Below are 541 nucleotides of genomic sequence, written 5' to 3'. Positions count from 1 at the left end.
GACCCGGCGCCTGGGGGCCGGCACCCTCATCGGCTCGGGGACGGTGTCCAACGCCGACCCTTCCCGCGGCTTCTGTTGCATCGCCGAGAAGCGGGCCCAGGAGCTGATCGAGACCGGCGCGGCCCAGACGCCGTATCTGCGCTTCGGCGACCGGGTGCGCATCGAGATGCTGGAGGCAGAAGGGCAATCGATCTTCGGCGCCATCGAACAGACCGTTCAGCCGTATCGTCGTGGACAGGGGGGTTGATCGCGGCGCTCCGCGCGGGGAGGGCAGCGCAACCTCCCGGCCCTCTAAGAAAGCGCGAACGGGCGCGATTTTTCATGGAACCTCGGGAGGAGCACGTGCTGCAGCTCTATACCTACCACCGCAGCTCCGCCGCCTACCGGGTGCGCATTGCGCTTCACCTGAAGGGGATCGAGTACCAGCCCCGGTTTGTCCATCTCGTCCGCGGCGAGCAGCACCACCCGGAACACCGGGCCCTCAATCCCCATTGGTTCGTGCCCGTACTGGTGGACGGGGAACGGGTGCTCACCCAGTCCC

Annotated in this window: 1 protein-coding gene and 1 pseudogene; both read left to right on the top strand. The window is 67.5% G+C overall.

Features of this window, described 5'->3' with window-relative positions; genetic code table 11:
- A pseudogene (locus ACTFO6_RS17550) lies at positions 1-247 on the top strand (fumarylacetoacetate hydrolase family protein); the annotation flags it as partial.
- Positions 248-345: 98 nt separating this feature from the next.
- On the top strand, positions 346-541 hold a 196-nt coding region (locus ACTFO6_RS17545; RefSeq protein ID WP_439935715.1), incomplete at its 3' end, for a glutathione S-transferase N-terminal domain-containing protein.

The organism is Pelomicrobium sp. G1, assembly GCF_051905455.1.
Lineage (GTDB): Bacteria > Pseudomonadota > Gammaproteobacteria > Burkholderiales > UBA6910 > Pelomicrobium.
Note: the sequence above shows the minus strand (reverse complement) of the source record. Positions and strands in the feature narration are given on the sequence as shown.